The sequence below is a fragment of the Bordetella sp. H567 genome, from assembly GCF_001704295.1.
Classification (GTDB): Bacteria; Pseudomonadota; Gammaproteobacteria; order Burkholderiales; family Burkholderiaceae_B; genus Bordetella_C.
Window position 1 is genome coordinate 3,656,939 of the sequence record NZ_CP012334.1, and the last position, 17,879, is coordinate 3,674,817.

General features: G+C 67.9%; 15 protein-coding genes. 7 read left to right on the forward strand and 8 right to left on the reverse strand.

Annotation, left to right across the window (positions count from 1 at the left end; all coding sequences use genetic code 11):
- Nucleotides 1-18 precede the first annotated feature (18 nt).
- The 4 genes from AKI39_RS16410 to AKI39_RS16425 form a co-directional block, all read right to left on the reverse strand.
- The gene (locus tag AKI39_RS16410) at nt 19-2,361 is read right to left on the reverse strand and encodes an acyl-CoA dehydrogenase (RefSeq protein WP_066638248.1); all 2,343 of its coding nucleotides are present in this window, start codon (nt 2,359-2,361) and stop codon (nt 19-21) included.
- The gene (locus tag AKI39_RS16415; protein WP_066638250.1) at nt 2,358-3,581 is read right to left on the reverse strand and encodes a CaiB/BaiF CoA transferase family protein; all 1,224 of its coding nucleotides are present in this window, start codon (nt 3,579-3,581) and stop codon (nt 2,358-2,360) included. Before AKI39_RS16415 ends, AKI39_RS16410 begins: the two co-directional genes overlap by 4 nt.
- A gap of 94 nt (nt 3,582-3,675) precedes the next feature.
- Nucleotides 3,676-4,473 (reverse strand): enoyl-CoA hydratase/isomerase family protein, encoded by a 798-nt coding sequence (locus AKI39_RS16420; protein ID WP_145925293.1) that lies wholly within the window; start codon nt 4,471-4,473, stop codon nt 3,676-3,678.
- 18 nt (nt 4,474-4,491) lie between these two features.
- Nucleotides 4,492-5,712, reverse strand: coding sequence for a CaiB/BaiF CoA transferase family protein (locus tag AKI39_RS16425; RefSeq protein WP_066638254.1), 1,221 nt, complete (start codon nt 5,710-5,712; stop codon nt 4,492-4,494).
- A 192-nt stretch (nt 5,713-5,904) separates the two neighbouring features.
- On the opposite strand from AKI39_RS16425, the gene AKI39_RS16430 reads away from it, so the two are divergent.
- Complete coding sequence (locus tag AKI39_RS16430; protein ID WP_066638257.1) at nt 5,905-8,238, forward strand: acyl-CoA dehydrogenase; 2,334 nt, start codon at nt 5,905-5,907, stop codon at nt 8,236-8,238.
- A 64-nt stretch (nt 8,239-8,302) separates the two neighbouring features.
- Nucleotides 8,303-9,277: a Bug family tripartite tricarboxylate transporter substrate binding protein gene (locus tag AKI39_RS16435; RefSeq protein WP_235610667.1), complete on the forward strand. Its 975-nt coding sequence runs from the start codon at nt 8,303-8,305 to the stop codon at nt 9,275-9,277.
- Between the two features lie 23 nt (nt 9,278-9,300).
- Here the strand turns inward: AKI39_RS16435 and AKI39_RS16440 are convergent, their stop codons facing one another.
- Together AKI39_RS16440 and AKI39_RS16445 are read right to left on the reverse strand one after the other, a co-directional pair.
- Nucleotides 9,301-10,278, reverse strand: a complete 978-nt coding sequence (locus AKI39_RS16440) for a Bug family tripartite tricarboxylate transporter substrate binding protein (RefSeq protein ID WP_066638260.1) — start codon at nt 10,276-10,278, stop codon at nt 9,301-9,303.
- 109 nt (nt 10,279-10,387) lie between these two features.
- Nucleotides 10,388-11,176: an enoyl-CoA hydratase/isomerase family protein gene (locus AKI39_RS16445; RefSeq protein ID WP_066638262.1), complete on the reverse strand. Its 789-nt coding sequence runs from the start codon at nt 11,174-11,176 to the stop codon at nt 10,388-10,390.
- Nucleotides 11,177-11,244: 68 nt separating this feature from the next.
- Between AKI39_RS16445 and AKI39_RS16450 the strand changes: the two genes are divergently transcribed.
- Together AKI39_RS16450 and AKI39_RS16455 are read left to right on the forward strand one after the other, a co-directional pair.
- A complete protein-coding gene (locus AKI39_RS16450; RefSeq protein WP_066638264.1) occupies nt 11,245-11,955 on the forward strand; it encodes a GntR family transcriptional regulator in 711 nt (236 codons plus the stop codon).
- A 10-nt stretch (nt 11,956-11,965) separates the two neighbouring features.
- On the forward strand, nt 11,966-13,135 hold the full coding sequence (locus AKI39_RS16455; protein WP_066638266.1) for a CaiB/BaiF CoA transferase family protein: 1,170 nt from the start codon (nt 11,966-11,968) through the stop codon (nt 13,133-13,135).
- Nucleotides 13,136-13,141: 6 nt separating this feature from the next.
- Here the strand turns inward: AKI39_RS16455 and alr are convergent, their stop codons facing one another.
- Nucleotides 13,142-14,287 carry an alanine racemase gene (alr, locus tag AKI39_RS16460; protein WP_066638268.1) on the reverse strand — a complete coding sequence of 382 codons (1,146 nt, stop codon included), beginning with the start codon at nt 14,285-14,287 and terminating at the stop codon, nt 13,142-13,144.
- A 103-nt stretch (nt 14,288-14,390) separates the two neighbouring features.
- On the opposite strand from alr, the gene hpnC reads away from it, so the two are divergent.
- From hpnC to hpnE, 3 genes are read left to right on the forward strand one after another with little or no spacing between them, the layout of a single operon-like run.
- Nucleotides 14,391-15,221, forward strand: coding sequence for a squalene synthase HpnC (hpnC, locus tag AKI39_RS16465; protein ID WP_066638270.1), 831 nt, complete (start codon nt 14,391-14,393; stop codon nt 15,219-15,221).
- A gap of 1 nt (nt 15,222) precedes the next feature.
- On the forward strand, nt 15,223-16,086 hold the full coding sequence (hpnD, locus tag AKI39_RS16470; RefSeq protein ID WP_066638271.1) for a presqualene diphosphate synthase HpnD: 864 nt from the start codon (nt 15,223-15,225) through the stop codon (nt 16,084-16,086).
- Entirely contained in the window at nt 16,083-17,399 is a 1,317-nt protein-coding gene (gene hpnE / locus AKI39_RS16475; RefSeq protein WP_066638273.1) for a hydroxysqualene dehydroxylase HpnE, read from the forward strand. The genes hpnD and hpnE overlap by 4 nt, the downstream gene beginning before the upstream one ends.
- Before the next feature lie 71 nt (nt 17,400-17,470).
- Here hpnE and crcB read toward each other — a convergent pair whose 3' ends face one another.
- Complete coding sequence (crcB, locus tag AKI39_RS16480; RefSeq protein ID WP_145925294.1) at nt 17,471-17,857, reverse strand: fluoride efflux transporter CrcB; 387 nt, start codon at nt 17,855-17,857, stop codon at nt 17,471-17,473.
- Nucleotides 17,858-17,879 lie beyond the last annotated feature (22 nt).

Below are 17,879 nucleotides of genomic sequence, written 5' to 3' on the forward strand. Positions count from 1 at the left end.
GCGCGCGGCACGCGCGCTTCATGCGCCTTCCAGGCCCAGTACCTGCTTGGCGTAGATATTGCGCTGTATTTCGTTGGTTCCGCTGAAGATGGTGGCGGCGAGCGCATTGATATAGGGCGCCAGCGCGTGGACATCGCCGTGGTTGTCCTGCACGGCGGCGCCGCCGTATTCCTCGCTGGCCTGTATCAGCAGGGCCCCCAGCCGCTCGTGCGTTTCGGTGGCCCATATCTTCAACAACGACAGCTGCGGCGGCAGCGGCAGACCGCGGCGCGCCATGTCGGCGAAGACTTCGTACATGGCCGTCAGGTCGGCCGCGTCCAGGCGCAGCTCGGCCAGCCGGTCGCGAAAGGCCGCGTCGGCCAGCAGTCCGCGCTGGCGCGCCCGGCTGTAGATCTGCTGCAAGGCATGGTTGGCGTGCTTGGGGCTGCCGCTGAACAGGCGCTCGAAGCCCAGCAGTTCCTTGGCGATGCCCCAGCCCGCATTCAGTTCACCCACCAGGTTGGCGCGCGGCACACGCACCTGGTCGAAGAAGACTTCGCAGAATTCCTCATGGCCGGCCAGCGTGCGAATCGGACGGCGGCTGACGGCGGGGCTGCGCAGGTCTACCAGCAGGAAGCTGATGCCGGCCTGCTTCTTCACGGTTTTGTCCGTGCGCACCAGCATGAACATATGGGTCGCATCCTGGGCCAGCGTGGACCAGGTCTTCTGCCCCGTCACGACCAGTTCATCCCCATCGAGGACCGCCTCGCAGCGCAGCGCGGCAAGATCGGAACCGGCATTGGGTTCGGAATAACCCTGCGCCCACACGTCCTGGCCGGACAGAATGCCCGGCAGGAAACGGTCGCGCTGTTCCTGCGTGCCATGGCGAAACAGGATGGGCCCCAGCATGACCAGTCCCTGGTCGGGAGCGCGCGCCACGCCATGGCGTTCGGCTTCCTCGATATAGGCGATCAGGCGCGACGGCGACAGCGCCATGCCGCCGTGTTCGCGCGGCCACGACGGAGCGATCCAGCCCTGGCGGGACAGGGTGAAATACCAGTCCTTGATCTCGTCCCAGTGCAGCCGCCACGGCACGTGGCGCAGGTGCGCCGGATAACGGGCGCGGAAGAATCGCCGCAGCATGGCGCGGAAATCGGCCTCCGGCATGGCGTTCCAGTCGGCGTCGCGCGGGAAGTCTTCGCCGGCCTTGTGTGCCGCCGCCGCGTCCTGGTCTTCGTCACGAGGTACGGGCGCCAGCGCGCCGAAGCGCTGCCGGTGCGCGGTAGCGTTGCCCAGCCAGGCGGCGTGGTGCAGCGCGTGGCGGAAATACAGGCTGACGTCGCATTCGTCGGTATAGCCGATGGCGCCGTGCAGTTGCACGGCAAGGCGCGCGGCCTCCACGCCGGCGCGCGCCGCCCGCGCCTTCACACGGCTGGCGGCCGTGCGCGCGGCGGTTCGGTCGGCGTCGGCCTGCCCTTTCAGCGCGCTCAGCAGGCTGGAGGCAGCCAGTTCCACCTGCATGGCGGCGTCCACCAGCCGATGCTGCAGGGCCTGGAACGCGGCCAGGGACTTGCCGAATTGCTGCCGGGTGTTCAGGTAGACGACGGTGTCGGCCAGTACCTGGCGCGCCGCCCCGATCATCTCTGCCGCCTGCATCAAGCGGCCGGCGTCCAGCGCGGCATCCATGGCGTCCAGTACGCCGTGCCGCGCCAGCAGCGAATCGGGCGGTACGGCAACGGCTTCCAGCGCCAAATGGCAGGCGCGGGTGCCGTCGGCCCGCGCGTACGGGGTGACGGCCACGCCCTGGGTATCGGCGGGCAAGTAGAACAGCGCCGGCCCTTGTTCACCGTCGCCGCAGACCAGCCAGCCGTCCACGCCGTCACCGGCGATGACGTGGCGCTTTTCCCCGTTCAGTACGTACGCGCCCTCGCACGACGTGACGCTGACGCCGAAGGCCCCCGCCGCTTCGCCGGCCTCCAGTTGGCCCTCTGCTTCCTGCCAGGCCAGCGCCACGATGCGCGTGCCCGCGCAGATGTCCCGCAGCAGCCCGCGGCGTACCGCCGCGGCCGCGTCGCCGCTGTCCGGGCCATCCAGCCGCATGAGCAGCGCCGCCGGCAGCACGGCGGCGGCCACCAGCGGCTCGGGCAACTGCGCCCGCCCGGCCTCTTCCATGACCGCCGCCATCGCGTGCCAGTCCAGCCCGAGTCCGCCCAGCGTCTCGGGCACGGTCATGCCCAGCCAGCCGACGCCGGCGATCTCGCGCCAGTAGTCGCGGTCCAGGGGCGCGCCCTGCCGCTTGCGCTGCCGCTGATCGCGACGCCGCAGGAAATCGCGCGCGCTGTCGCGTATTTCTTCGATCAATGCGTCGTCGGGCAAATTCATACGATGCCTTCCGCGCGCAATTGCGCCATTTCCGCTTCGCTCATGCCCAGCTCGGCGGCCAGCACCGCGGCGGTGTGCTCGCCCAGCAGCGGCGGCGGCAGCCCGGGCTGGATGGGCGTATCGGAAAAATGAATGGGATTGCGGATGAACGGCATGCTGCCCAGGCGCGGGTGCGGCATGCGGCCCAGTACCTGGCGATGCCGCACCTGCGGGTCCTCGAACACCTGGTCCATGGTGTAGATGGGGCCGCAAGGCACCTTCGCCTTTTGCAGCGCGGTATTCCAATCGGCCACCTTGCGGGCAAGCATCGCCGGTTCGATCAAGGCCGACAGTTCGGCCTGGGCGGCCGCGCGCCTGGGATTGGTGGTGAAGCGGGGATCGCCGGCCAGTTCGGGCAGGCCGATCACGCCGCAAAAGCTCTGGAACTGCGTGTCGTTGCCCACCGCCACCATCAGGTGTCCATCCTGGCACGCAAAGGCCCGAAAAGGCGCGGTGATCTGCGAGGACGAGCCCGTGCGCGCGGGCAGTTGCCCGCTGGCCAGATAGTTCATGCCGATGTGCGACATGGCCGCGATCTGCGCGTCCAGCAGCGCCAGGTCGATGTACTGGCCACGGCCCGATATCTGGTCGCGATGGCGCAAGGCGGCGAGAATGGCGCAGACGGCATAGAAGCCGGCGGTCAGGTCCGATACCGAATAGCCCGCCTTCACCGGCCCGGCCCCGGGTTCGCCATCGGGCACGCCCGTCACGCTCATCAGGCCGCTCATCGACTGGAATATCGGGTCGTAGCCCGGCAGGTGGCTATACGGACCGTCCTGGCCAAAGCCGGTGATCGAGCAATACACCAGCCGGGGATTCAGCTGCGCCAGCGAAGCGTAGTCCAGGCCGTAGCGCCGCAGGTCCCCGGCCTTGAAGTTCTCGATCAGGATGTCGGCCTTGCAGGCCAGGCGCCGCACGAGCGCCTGCCCGCGCGGGTGGGCGATATCGATGGTCAACGAGCGCTTGCCGCGATTCATCGCCACGAACGACGACGTTTCGCTGCCGGGCGCGCCATCGGCGGCCGGCATCGGATAACCCTGGTGCCGCACGTCGTCGCCGCGGCCGGGACGCTCCACCTTGATCACCTCGGCGCCGAAGTCGGCCAGCATCTGGGCCGCCCAGGGGCCCGAGAATACGCGGCTCAGGTCCAGCACTTTCACGCCATCGAGCGCGCCTGCCATGATGTCTCCTTGGTATCCGGAAATCCGTCCCGCCGCGTTCCGGGCGGTGCGGTCGACAGGGCCAAATCGGCCCGCCCCATTGCGCGGGCGCGGGCTAGCAGCCCTTGAACACCGGTGGGCGCTTTTCGAGGAAGGCGCGGCGCGCCTCCTGCGCGTCTTCGGTCCTTGCGATGGCGGCCGTCATGTCCTGTTCGTAGCGATAGCCGTCGCGCAGGCTCATGTCCTCTATGACGTTGAGCGTCTGTTTGGCCAGCACCGAAGCCAGCGGGCTCTTGGACGCCAACTCGCGCGCCAGCGCCATCGCTTCGTCCATCAGCGACTCCGGCGCAACCGCGGCCTCCACGATGCCCAGCCGATAAAGCTCGTTGCCGTCGACGCGCAGCCCGGTCAGCATCATGCGGCGCAGGCGGGAATGGCCGAACAGCCGCATGCCGTGCCGGCCGCCGCCCAGCAGGCCCACGTTGATTTCCGGCAACCCCACCGTGGCGGTCGAGGCCGCGACCAGGATGTCGCACGACGCCACGATGGCCAGGCCGGCGCCCAGCGCCGCGCCATTGATGGCGCACACCACCGGCTTGGCGCATTCGCGGATGGCATGGAAGCACTCCCGGGTCCGCCGCGAATGCTGCGGCAGGTCGCCCGGGCCCTTGATCGTCGCGGCGCGGTTCTTCAGGTCGGCGCCCGCGCAGAAAGTCCTGCCCTGTCCGGACAGCACCACCGCGCGCACCTCCGGCGTCTCGGAGATGCGGTCCAGCACCCAGGACAGCTCGATCATCATGTCGGTCGACAACGCGTTCACCGGCGGGTTGGCCAGCAGAATGACGGCCACGCCACCGTCCAGCGTCACGTCAAGGGCGGTATAGGGACCGGTCAGGGCCTCGGGCATGTTCATGGCGGGTTCTCTATGGGTTCAGATGATGTTGCGTTCGCGAAGCGCCTGGATCTGCTCGGCGCTCAAGCCCAGTTCGGCCAGCACCTCGGCCGTGTGCTCGCCCAGCAGCGGCGGCGCGCGGTCCACACGCAGCGCGGCATTGCCGAAGCGCAGCGGGTTCATGACCTGCGGCACGGAGCCCGCCACCGGATGCGGCAGATGGCGCAGCATGGCGCGGTGCACGACTTGCGGGTCCTCGAACACCTCCGGCACGGTGTTGATGGAACCCGCCGGCACGCCGGCCTTTCGCAGTTCCTCCAGCCAGTGCGCGCGCGGCTGGCGCACGAAAGCGGCGTCCAGTACCGGGTCCAGGCTTTCCTGGTTCTTCACGCGCCGGCCGTTGGTGGCGTAGCGCGCATCGCGGGCCAGGGCCGGCTGGCCGATCACTTCGCATAGCGCGGTGAACTGCGCGTCATTGCCCACCACGATGACGATGTCGCCGTCGGCGCAGCTGAAGGTGCGCTGCGGCTGGATGTTGGGATGCGACGTGCCGGTGCGGCGCGGCACGCGCTGGCCCAGCAGGAAATTCATGGCCTGGTTGGCCAACAGGCCCACCTGCACGTCCAGCATGGCGACATCCACGTATTCGCCCTGCCCTGTCTGGGTGCGGCGCAGCAGCGCCGCCACGATGCCCAGCGCCGCGTAGACGCCGGTGCTCAGGTCGACGATGGGCACGCCCACTTTCTGCGGCCCCCCGCCGGGCTTGTCGTCGCGCTCGCCGGTGACACTCATCAGGCCGCCCATGGCCTGGATCAGGAAGTCATAGGCGGGCTCCGCCGCGCGCGGGCCGGTCTGCCCGAAGCCGGTCACGGAGCAATACACCAGCCGCGGATTTATCTTCGACAGCGCCGCGTAGTCCAGCCCCAGCCGCGCCAGCGTTCCGACCTTGTAATTCTCCAGCACCACGTCGACGTCCCGGCACAGCGCCTTCACCAGCTCCTGGCCATCGCGCGTCTGCAGGTCCAGGGTGATGGAGCGCTTGCCGCGGTTGGTGGCGATGAAGTAGGCCCCATCGGCCGTGTCCTCGCCGGCCGCGTTCTTCAGGAAGGGCGGGCCCCACGCGCGCGTGTCGTCGCCGCGTCCCGGACGTTCCACCTTGATCACGTCCGCGCCCAGGTCCGCCAGGATCTGGCTCGCCCACGGCCCGGCCAGCACGCGGCTCAGGTCCAGTACCTTGATGTTCGATAACAGCGGCTGCAAGCGTGACCCCTCGATTCCTGAATGTGCGGCCAGTCTAGGAATCGGGGCGTGTCCAAGGTACTGGCGCGGAACACAAAGCTGTTATGTGCCTGGCGCTACAGCGCAAGGCACGGCAACGCGGTATCTTTGGTCCGCCCCGTTCAAGCCGGTCCCCTTCAAGCCACCCACCGGAAAGGAAGCGATACGCCACCCATGCAGAATGAAGCCGCCCTCGATGCTTCGGACCTGACGCGCGTGTTCCAGGACAGCGCGCGGGCTTTCCTGGAACGGGAATCACCCCTGGCGCGCCTGCGCCTGTGGCGCGACCAGGTGCCGGGCTACGACCGCGCGATGTGGGCGAAGATCGCCGATGCCGGCTGGACGGGCCTGCTGGTGCCGGAGGAATACGGCGGCCTCGGGCTGGGCCTGCGCGAATGCATGGCGATCGGCCAGGAGATCGGCCGCCATCCCCTGCCGGAACCCGTGCTGGCGGTCGCGGTCCAGGCCGTCGCCGCGCTGAATGCGCTGCGCCCCGCGCCGGCGCGCGACACCTTGCTGCGGCGCATCACCCAAGGCGGCGCCATCGTCGGCCTGGCGTGGCAGGAGCAGGCGGGAACAATGGAATACGAGCCCCCGACGCTGGCGGTCTGCACGCGCGACGGCAAGCGGGTGGCGCACGGCCGCAAGCGGTGGGTTCATCCCGGCGCGGCCGATGGCTGGCTGGTCGTGTGCCTTGAAGACGGCCAGGACGCCTTGTACTGGGTCGCCGCCGGCACGGCGGGATTGCGGGCAGAGACGCAGGCGCGCGTCGACGGCTCGCTGTGCGCCGAACTGGCTTTCGATGGCGCGTTGCTGCAGGGCCAGGATTGCCTGGCGCGGGGGCCGGCGGTGGAGCGCGCCGTCAGGGCTGCGGACCTTGCCGCGCGCGCGGTGCAATCAGCCGAACTGGCGGGCATCGCCCGGCAGGCCTACACCCTGACGCTGGATTACCTGAAGACGCGCGTCCAGTTCGGCCGGCCCATCGGCGCGAACCAGGCGCTGCAGCATCGCATGGTGGACGCCTATATGCGGATCCGATTGGCCGAAGCGGTGCTGACCGATCCGGCCGGTGACGCGCCGCCGGAGTCGGCACGTTTCCGCGCCTGGGTCTCCCGGCTGAAAAGCCGTTGTGCGCAGGCCGCGCTCCACATGACGCGGCAGGCGATCCAGCTGCATGGCGCCATCGGCTATACCGACGAGTGCGACGTCGGCCTGTACCTGAAGCGCGCGCTGCACCTGTGCGGCTGGCTGGGCGGCGAGCGGCAGAACCGCCGGCTGGCGGCCCGCGACCTGGACGAGGAAGCGAGCGCCATTGCCGCCGCGCCCGCGCTGGCGCCCGAACCCGCGCAGGCCGATGCGAACATCGATTGGAACGCGATGCCGGAAGACGAATTCCGCATGCGCGTGCGGGCCTTCGTGCGGCAATACTATCCGGCGGCATTGTGCCATCCGCCCCGGCGCCTGCACTGGGCCGATATCCGGGAGTGGTATCTGGCGCTGTCGCGCAAGGGCTGGCTGGCGCCGGCATGGCCCAGGGCGTACGGCGGCATGGCCCTGGAGCCCGGGCGCATCATCGCGATGATGGAAGAGATGGAAGCCCATGGCGTCGCGCGCATGCCGGACCAGGGCATCATCAATATCGGCCCCATTCTTATCCGCTACGGAAGCGAAGCACAGCGCCAGGAATATCTGCCCCGGATACTTTCCGGCGAACACATCTGGTGCCAGGGCTATTCGGAGCCCGATGCGGGCTCCGATCTGGCCTCCCTGCGCACGGAGGCCATCGTCGACGGCGACGATTTCGTGGTGACGGGCCAGAAGATCTGGACCACGCTGGCGCAGGACGCCACCCATATCTTCATGCTGGTGCGCACGGACAAGACCGCGAAGAAACAGGCCGGCATCAGCTTCCTGCTGTCGCCACTCGATATCCCGGGCATCACGGTCAGGCCGATCCGCAACATCGGCGGCGAAGAGGAATTCTGTGTAGTGTTTTTCGACCAGGTGCGCGTGCCGCGCGCCAACCTGGTGGGCCAACCGAACCAGGGCTGGACCATCGCCAAGGCGCTATTGGAATACGAGCGCATCTTCGTGGGCAGTCCCGGCCAGGCGCGCTATGCGCTGAACCAGCTGCGCAGGACCGGCCAGATGCATGGCCTGTTCGCCAGCGAAACCTTCGCCGACCGGTACGCGGCCAGCTTGCTGGACGTGGCCGATCTGCAATCGCTGTACGCGGGCTTCGCCGACATCGTCAAGCGCGGCGAAAAATTGCCTGCCAGCGTATCGCTGCTGAAGATTTGGGCGACCGAAGTCTATACACGCATCGCGATGGAAATCGTGGAATGGTCATTCGAGCGCGGCGCGGATGCCCAGCCCTTCATGGCCGGGGACACGCGGATCACCCCGGCGGGCCGGCTGTACAACGCCGCGGTCACCACGATCTACGGCGGCACCAACGAAATCCAACGGAACATTCTGGCCAAACAGGTCCTGGAGCTTCCCATGTGACCGCCGCCCCGAATGCGCGCCGCGCCCGCGGCGCCGTATTGCCATAACGAAAACGGAGACAAGAATGACCATGCAGAAATTCCTGCGGGCCGCGGCCCTGTGGGCGCTGTGCGCCGTGGCGGGAACCGCCATCGGGGCGACGAACTTCCCCAGCCATCCGCTGCGCATGATCGTACCGTTCGCCCCCGGCGGCGGGGCCGACCTTACCGCCCGCATGATCGCGGAGCCCTTGGGCAAGCTGCTGGGCCAGCCCGTCGTCGTGGAGAACAAGCCTAGCGCCGGCGGCACCCTGGGCGCGACACAGGTGGCGCGCGCCACGTCCGACGGCTACACCCTGCTCTACACCACCCCGGGGCCGCAGATCACCAACCCCTATCTGATGAAGAGCCTGCCCTATGACCCGCGCAAGGACCTGGTCCCCGTGTCCGAGCTGGCCGTCGTGCCCAGCGTGCTGGTGGCGGCCAAGCGCCTGAACGTGTCCACCGTGCGCGAACTGGTCCAGTACGCCGCCGCCCATCCGCATGAGGTGCGCTTCGCCAGCGCCGGCATCGGCGCCAGCAGCCACCTCTCTGGAGAGCTGTTCAAGGCGATGGCCAATGTGCAGATCGACCACGTGCCGTACGCGGGTACCGGCGCCGCCCTGCGCGACGTGCTGGGCGGGACGGTGGAAATCGCCATCGACAGCGTCGCGGTGTATCTGCCCTATATCCAGTCCGGCGCGGTCAAGGCCCTGGGCGTCACCACACCCACGGAGCTGCCCATGCTGCCCGGCGTCCCGCCCATCGGCAAGGATCTGGCCGGATTCGATGCATCGCCCGTCAACTACCTGTCCGCGCCCGCCGGCACGCCGCCGGAGGTCATCGCGAAACTCAACGCCGCCGTGGTCGAAGTGTTGAAATCTGCCGACCTGCGCAAGCGCATGATGGACATCGGGCTGCTGCCGGAAAGCAGTACGCCGCAGGCCATGGCGGCGCTGATCGATGCCGAATCGTCCAAATGGAAGAAGGTAATAGAAATGTCGGGCGCGCGCCTGGACTGAGGCGCCGACGCGCGCCCCGCGCCTCAATTGGCCTTGATCTGGTTCTCGGCGATGACGCTCTTCCACGTTCTTGTCTGATCCGCGATGAACTGCGTGGACTCGACAGGTGAAGCGCCCATGGGCTCCCCGCCCATATCGATCAGCTGCTTGTGCACCGTGGGGTCGTTGACCGCGGCATGCGCGGCGGCGGCGAGCTTATCCACTACGGCTTGCGGTGTACCCGCCGGCACGAACAGCGCGTTCCACTCATACGCCTGCATGGGCGTTCCCGCCTCCGCCATCGTGGGCACGTCCGGCAAGCCGGCGCTGCGAGCGGCGCCGGTGATGGCCAGCGGCGTCACCTTGCCGCTCTGGATGAAGGGCAGCGCCGAGGCACCATTGGCGAACATGATCGGAACCTGGCCGCCGGCGACGTCCGTCAAGGCCGGGCCGCCTCCCTTGTAGGGGATATGCACCAGCTGTCCCTGGATCTTGCTGGCGAACAGCGCGCCCGCAAGGTGCTGGACGGATCCGGTCCCTGACGAGGCGTAGGAGACCTTGCCGGGCTCCTTGTGCACCAGGTCGATCAGCGACTTCACGTCGCCGACAGGGAACTTGGGATTCTTGACCAGGATGTTGGGAAACTTCACCAGTACCGAAACCGGGGTGAAGTCCTTCGCGGCGTTGTAAGGCAGCGAGGGATACAGCGTGGGATTGATGGAAAAGCCCGTGGCGTCCAGCATGACGGTGTAGCCGTCCGGCGCGCTGCGCGCCAGCGTGTTGGCGCCGATCTGCCCGTTCGCGCCGGGGCGATTTTCCACGATGAACTGCTGGCCGAGCGACGTCGTCATCTTCGCGGCGACCAGGCGCGCGACGATGTCCGCGCCGCCTCCGGGCGGATAGGTGACGATCAGGCGAACAGGCTTGTCCGGATAACCGGCTGCCTGGCCCGTCGCGGCGACCAATGACAATGAAACGGCGGTCAGGGCAGCAAGCAAGTGACGATGAATCGGGGTGGACATCTATGTCTCCTTCGTGTCCATTGATAGGAAGCGGCAGCGAAGGCGGCCGCTATTCGACAACCGTGGGGCCAACCGGGACCCTTACGGCCACGGTGGGCAACCGAAGCGCTCAGCGCCCCTGGAATTTCGGCGCGCGTTTTTCCGCCCAAGCGGCCACGCCTTCCTTCAGGTCGGCCGAGCGCAGGGTCTCGGCTTCCCGCTCCTTGAAAGCGTCGACATCGAAATCGCCTCGCGCCAGGGCATCTATGGCTTGTTTGGCGCCGCGTATCGCCAAGGGCGCCTGTTCGCACAAACGGTCGGTCAGCCGCGCGATGCGGCGGTCCAGTTCTTCTTCGGCGACCAGTTCATTGAGGAAGCCCATGCGCAGCATGGCGGCCGCATCCAGCTTTTCCCCGAGCAGGAACAACTCCTTGGCGTGGCGCACGCCCAGGCGCTGGGTGAAGCGCCGTATGCCCGACGGGTAGTACAGAAGTCCCAACTGCGCGGCGGGCATGAACATTTCCGTGGCGGACGTGCCGATGCGCAGGTCGCAGGCCAGGGCCAGGTCGGTCGCGCCGCCATAGACACCGCCATGCAGGCGGGCGATGGTGGGCTGCGGCAGGCGCTCCACCGCTTCCACCACCGCCTCGAACGGGTTGTCCAACGGTCCCACCGGTGTGTTTTCGGCGATGGAAAGGATGCGGCGGATGTCATAGCCGGCGCAGAAATGCCGCCCTTCCGCCTCCAGGACCACCGCGCGCACCGTCGTGTCCCGGGACAGGCGGGCGCAGAAATCCAGCAAGGTCTGCAGGTCCTCCGGCTCCAGGCGGTTGGCATGGGCGGGGCGCTGCAGCCTGATGCGCGCCAAGTATCCTTGCACGTTCAAGGACGGGGGTAGTGACTTTTTTTCGTCGTCCATTTAATTCACTTTGCCGTTTGTGTAATTTATATAGGTCATTCTATAATTTATACCGTGGAATCTGCAATATGAAAGAGAAGACGAAAACCAACTTCGCGCTGGTCATCCGCGCCAAGATCGAGGAAGACATGCTTGCCGGCACCTATGCGCCCGGCGAAGCGCTGGACGAACTCGTCCTCGCGGAGCGCTACGGCGTGTCCCGCACGCCCATCCGGGAGGCCATCCAGCTGCTGGAGGTCCAGGGCCTGGCCTATCGGGTTCCCCGCGGCGGGGCCTTCGTCGCCAAGCTGTCGAGCAAGGACCTGCTTGCGCTGCTGGAACTGCTCGCCTACCAGGAGGGGCTATGCGCGATGCTCGCCGCCCGGCGCATGGCACCCGAAGCCCTGCCCCTGTTGCGCGAAATCGTGGACCGCTGCGATGTGGCCGCCACGCAGGGGGATGTCGAGGCCTACGCCCGCGAGAACATGGCGTTCCATGAGCTGCTGTACGCCAGTTGCCGCAATGAATTCCTGACCCGCGAGGTCACCATCCTGCGCAAGCGCTCGCAGCTGTACCGGCGCAACAACTTCCACCAGTCCGGCCGGATGACCGAGTCCGCGGCCGACCACCGGCGCATCCTGGAAGCGATCGAAAAGCAGGACGAAATGGCGGCGTTCCGCGCCGCGGTCGACCACATCGCCGTGGCCGGCAGGTCGTTCGCTGAATTCCTTATGACATTGCCCGACGAGTTCATTGCGGACACGAACCGGGCGGCATCCCTCCCATCCGAGGAAACCTAGAGAGGCATTGATGGCACTTTCCCGTTCCGGCAAGACTGGTCCCCTGAGCGACCTGATCGTGGTCGACCTGACACGCTATCTGTCCGGCCCTTACTGCACGCTGCTGCTGGCCGACCTCGGCGCTCGCGTCATCAAGATCGAGAGCCCGGGCAACGGCGACGACTCGCGCTACGTGCCGCCCATCGAAGACGGGAAATCCGCGTACTTCATGTCCATCAATCGCGGCAAGGAATCGATCGCGCTGGACCTGAAGAACCCCGAGCACCGCGCCGTTCTGGAAAACATGCTGGAAGGGGCGGACATCCTGGTGGAGAACTTCCGGCCCGGCGTGATGGACAAACTGGGCTACTCCGCCGACTTCATTGCCGAGCGGTATCCCTCGCTGGTCTACGGATCCATATCCGGCTTCGGCCAGACAGGCCCCTGGCGCGACTTGCCCGCCTACGACCTGGTCGTGCAGGCACTCAGCGGCATGATGAGCATCAATGGCTACCCCGACGGTCCGCCCACGCGGGTCGGAACCTCCATCGGCGACCTGTGCGCCGGTGTCTACGCGGCGCTGGCCATCGTGGCCGCGGTCAACGAGCGCCGCCGCACCGGGCGCGGCAGCCGGGTCGACGTCGCGATGCTGGATTGCCAGGTGGCGCTGCTGGAAAGCCATTACATGCGCCACAACGTGACGGGCGAGGAGCCGGGACGTGTCGGCTCGCGCCACCCCCTCATCACGCCTTTCGACACCTTTTCCTGCGCGGACGGCTATATCGTCATCTGCACCGTGGGCGATGCGATGTACCGCAACCTGGTGAAGGCCATCGGCTTGCCGGCGCTGGCCGAGCACCCGCTGTACCTCACGCCCAAGGACCGCCTGGCCAACGGCGAAGCGCTCAAGCGTGAACTGGAAGCGCATCTGGGCAAGGCGGGCCGCGAGCACTGGATGAAAATCATCGGCGCGGCCGGCATCCCGTGCAGCCCGATCAACACCATTCCGGAAATGGCCGACAGCGAGCAGCTGAAGGCGCGCGGCGTGTTCGTCAATGTGCAGGCGGACGGCTTCGCATACCGGGCGGTGCGCACGCCCGTCCTTGCACGGCCCGGCTTCGATCCCGCCTTCCACGAGCGCGCACCGATGATCGACGAGGACGGCGACCGGATACGCGCCGAACTGGCGCAGACGCGATAAGAGAGTTCAGGCTGTCGTGCGCACCGGCACGCGGGTGGCCAAGGCGCACAGCAGTTCGTAGCCGATGGTGCCGGCCGCCTGCGCCACTTCGTCCACTGAAGGGCCGTCGGCCCCCCACAGGGAAACCGGCGTGCCGATGCCGGCGTCCGGCACGGGTGTGAGGTCCACGGCCAGCATGTCCATGGAAACCCGCCCCAGGACGCGGGTGCGTATCCCCCCTACCACGATCGGTGTGCCGGTACCGGCGTGACGAGGATAGCCGTCCGCATAGCCACAGGCCACAACGCCGATCCGCGTCGGCGCATCCGCCGTATAGAGGCTGCCATATCCCACGGCATCGCCGGCACGCAGCTGCTGCGTGGCAATGATGCGCGAACGCAGCGACATCGCCGGCTTCAGGCCGAAGGAGGCGGCGTCGGCATCGGCGAACGGCGATGCGCCATACAGGCAGATGCCGGGACGCACCCAGCTTTCCGTGCCGGGACGCGCCAGGGCGATCTCCGGATAGCGCAGCGTGGCGGCCGAATTCGATATGCTCACCGGACCGGGCAGCCCGCCCGTGACGCGCTCGAATACCTCCAGCTGGCGCGCCACGCCGCCAGGCGCGTCGGCGTTGGCGAAATGGGTCATGCGCCCGACGCTGCCCAGGATGCCCTGTTGCTGCAATTCCAGCGCCCGGGCATGCGCGGCGCCATAGGCGTCCGGGGCGAAGCCCAGCCGGTTCATCCCGCTGTTCAGCTTGACGAACACGTCCAGGGCGCGCGCGGGCCGGGCACGCGCCAGCATGTCCAGCTGTTCGCGGCAATGCACGACCGAGGTCAGGCGGTATTGCTCGGCCAGCTCCAGATCGCCGGGTTCGAAAAAGCCTTCCAGCAGCAGGATGGGGCGCGAGAAGCCGGATTCGCGGCACTCCAGGGCTTCCGCCAGGTCCAGCATGGCTAGGCCGTCGGCCTGCGCGAACCCTTGCACGCCTTGCGGCGTGCCATGGCCGTAGCTGTGCGCCTTGATCACGGCCCAGATGGCGGGCGGTGCCCATTGCGTGCCGTCCGCCGCGGATGCCGACGCGGCGGCCTGGTGAAGATGCTGGCGGACGACGGCAAGGTTGTGGGCCAGGGCGGAGACGGAAATAGTGACGGAAATCGGTCGTGGCATCGCGGCTATCCTGAAGCCCGGTAAGTCTACCCGATCCACCTTTGCCGCCACGCGGCCGGCATAAAATGCCCGATCCGCATGGACCGGGCTCGCGCCCACCGCTATGGCCGTCGATCATTACGAGAACTTCCCCGTTGCATCCATCCTGCTGCCGCGCCGGCTGCGCGCGGCGGTCGGCGATATCTACCGTTTCGCGCGCAGTGCCGACGACATCGCCGATGAAGGCAGCGCGGACGATGCCAGCCGCCTTGCCGCGCTGGCGGCCTATCGGGACGAGCTGCATCGCATCGCCCAGGGCAAGCCCGGCGCGCGCGTGGTGGCCGATCCGGCGCTGGCTGCCATCTTCGACCCCTTGGCCGCCACCATCGCGCGCCATCAATTGCCGATTACGCCTTTCTACGACCTGCTCTCCGCCTTCGAGCAGGACGTGACGGTCAAGCGCTATGCCGACGAGGCCGCGCTGCTGGATTACTGCGCCCGCTCGGCCAATCCCGTCGGGCGCCTGATGCTGCACCTGTACGGCGCCGCGGGCCCGGACAACCTGCGCGATGCCGACGCCATCTGCACGGGCCTGCAATTGGTCAATTTCTGGCAGGACGTGCACATCGATTGGCGCAAGGAACGCGTGTACCTGCCGCAGGATGCGCTGTGCCGCCACGGCGTGACGGAAGAGGACATCGCCACCTGCCGGCTGGCGCCGGCCTGGGAAGCGCTGATGGCCGAGATGGTCGCCCGGACGCGCGCGCTGTTACACTCCGGCGCCCCCCTGGCCCGCAGGCTGCCTGGCCGCATCGGCCTGGAACTGCGCCTGGTGGTACAGGGAGGACTCCGTATACTGGAACGCATCGAGCGGGCACGCTACGACGTGTTCATGAATCGCCCGGAACTGGGCGCGAGGGATTGGGGCGTCATGATGTGGCGCGCTTTCAGGTGACATGACTCCCGACGAATATTGCCAGGACAAGGCCGCCAAGAGCGGATCCAGCTTCTACTACGCCTTTCTCTTCCTGCCGCCGGAACGGCGGCGCGCGATCACCGCGCTGTACGCCTTCGGCCGCGAAGTCGACGACGTGGTCGACGAAGTCAGCGATGTGTCGGTGGCGCGCATCAAGCTGGCATGGTGGCGCACCGAGATCGACCGCCTGTACGGCGGCGCGCCGGAACACCCGGTGACCCGCGCGTTGGCCCCGCATCTGCAGGCCTACGGCATCCCGCGCGACCGCATGCTGGCGGTCGTCGACGGCATGGAAATGGACCTGGACCAGACGCGCTACCTGGACTGGCCGGGCCTGCGCAAATACTGCTGGCACGTGGCGGGCGTCATCGGGGAAATGTCGGCCCGCATTTTCGGCTACACCGATCCGTCCACCCTGGCCTATGCCGAAAAACTGGGCCTGGCCTTCCAGATGACCAACATCATCCGCGATGTGGGCGACGATGCCCGGCGCGGCCGCATCTACCTACCCGTCGACGAACTGCAGCAATTCGACGTCAAGGCGGCGGATATCCTGAACGGCAGGTACTCGCCCGGCTTCAGCGCCTTGATGGCCTTCCAGGCCGCGCGCGCGCGTGCGCTGTACAAGGAGGCGATGTCGGCCCTGCCCGAGGCCGACCGGCGGGCGCAGCGGCCCGGCCTGATGATGGCGGCGATCTACCACGCCCTGCTGGATGAAATCGAACGCGACGACTGGCAGGTCCTGCACCAGCGTATTTCGCTGACCCCCGTGCGCAAGCTGTGGCTGGCATGGAAAACCTGGGTGGGCGGCGGACGGGGACTCGTGCGCCGGTTGTCTCGATGAAGGTCGCGGTCGTCGGCGCGGGCTGGGCGGGCCTGGCCGCGGCAACCACCTTGCACGACGCGGGCTGCGCGGTCACGGTGTACGAAGCCGCCCACACGCCCGGCGGCCGCGCGAAACGGGTGCAGCACCTGCCCCACGACGGATTCGCCACGCCGCTGGACAACGGCCAGCATATCCTGCTGGGCGCCTATACCGACACCCTGGCATTGATGCGGCGCCTGGGATGCGATCCCGATACGCTGCTTGTACGCCAGCCGCTATGCCTGGCCGCGCTGGACGGCGGCTTCACGCTGGCCGCGCCCCGCCTGCCGGCGCCGTGGCATGCCGCGGTGGCCCTGCTCTCGGCGCGCGGCCTGCCCTGGCCCGATCGGCTGGCCTGCCTGCGCCTGATGCGTGGCCTGCGCGGCGCGCACTGGCGCGTGCCGCGGAACGAAACCGTCAAAAACCTGCTGGCCCGCTACGCCCAGCCGGCGCGCGCCACGCGCTTGCTGTGGGAGCCGCTGTGCCTGGCCGCGCTCAATACGCCCGTCGAGCTCGCCTGCGCCCAGCTTTATGCCAACGTGTTGCGCGACAGCCTGGGCGGGCCCCGCGCCGCCACCGATGTCCTTCTGCCGCGTACGGACTTGTCCTCCTTGTGGCCGGAGGCCGCGGCGGCGCGCCTGACCATGCGCTACGGCCATGCCGTGCACACGGCGGCTCCCGATGCGAACGGCGTGGACATCGACGGCGAGCGCCATGAGGCGGCGGTGATTGCCGTCCCGCCGTCTGTCGCGGCGCGAATACTGGCGCGCGGCCCCGCCCATGAATTGGCGGCGGGCTTGGCCGATATGCGGCACGCGCCGATCGCTACCTTGACATTGAAGCTGGATGCGCCGTGGAGGCTGCCGCGCGCCATGATGATGCTGGCCGACGATCCTGCGCGCGGCCACTACGGGCAATGGATATTCGACAGGACATCGCTGGCGGGGCAGCATACCGGCCACACGGAACTGACTATCGTGGTCAGCGCGGCGACCGCGCTGGCCGAACAGGACCGCGAGCAAGCCACTCGGTCGCTCATAGAGCAGGTGAGCGAGCACGGTATGCGTGGTGGGTTGCCGGCCATGCCCCGCGTGGTGGGTACGGCCTTGTTCATCGATAAGCGCGCGACCTTCCTGGCCGTGCCGGGCCTGGCGCGCCCCGCGCAAAAAACGGCATGGCCCACACTCGCGCTGGCCGGCGATTGGACGGATACGGGCTATCCCGGCGTGCTGGAAGGCGCGGTGCGCAGCGGCCTGCGCGCGGCGGATGCCCTCATCTCCCGCGCCACGTGAGATACACGCGGCACCTTGCCCCGCCACGTGCATGCCCATCTCGCACCCGCGACCGCCGGTGCGGCGCAGGATCAGGCCAGGCTGCGAACCGTACAAAGCCCCGCTGCCGTCAATAACATCGACCCCGCCAGGCTGGCGCCCGCATAGGCCAACGCCATCCCGTATGCGCCCTCTTCCACGAAGGCGACCGTTTCCGCCGAAAAGGTCGAGAAGGTCGTCAGCCCACCCAGGAAGCCGGTGATGCATGCCAGCCGTATCCACGCCGGCCAGTCGGGGTGCGCCGCGATCAGGGCGACCATCACGCCGATCAGATAGCCGCCGGCCAGATTCGCCGCCATCGTGCCCCAAGGCCACCCGCCGGCATTGAAGAACAGCCCCAGGACCCAGCGCAGCCACGCGCCCAGGGCGGCACCGATACCGATCGCCAGGAAATTCCCGGTAGAGAACATGACGGCCATGCGCATACGCCCCGAATGGAAA